The 358-nt window shown below is 37.4% G+C and carries 1 protein-coding gene; it reads right to left on the bottom strand.

The features are described 5' to 3' along the window. The coding region (locus NF418_RS10365; protein WP_256779542.1) for a GBS Bsp-like repeat-containing protein at positions 1-358 on the bottom strand (358 nt) is incomplete at both ends.

Genomic DNA, 358 nt, shown 5'->3' on the forward strand with positions numbered 1-358 from the left:
CCAGTTTCATAATGATGGTTCTTAATATCCAATGTTGCCTTGAATTGTCCATCTGTTAATCTCGATGCCTCATACCATTTTATTTCATCCTGACCATTGGCATTTGACCAGATCGGCACACGGACAGTCTTGAAATACTGAGGCACTCCAGAAATTAGAATGTCAACACTTGTATTGCTTGTTTGAGTGAGAGTATGTTCAATTTTAGGACTTGGCAAAGTATAATGGGTTGCAAATAATCCAGTTAACTGACTATTTGGCAATAGACCATAGGCATGGATATGATATAGTCCAGTTTCATAATGATGGTTCTTAATATCCAATGTTGCCTTGAATTGTCCATCTGTTAATCTCGATG

It is taken from the genome of Streptococcus suis (genome assembly GCF_024509555.1).
Taxonomy (GTDB): Bacteria; Bacillota; Bacilli; order Lactobacillales; family Streptococcaceae; genus Streptococcus; species Streptococcus suis_AD.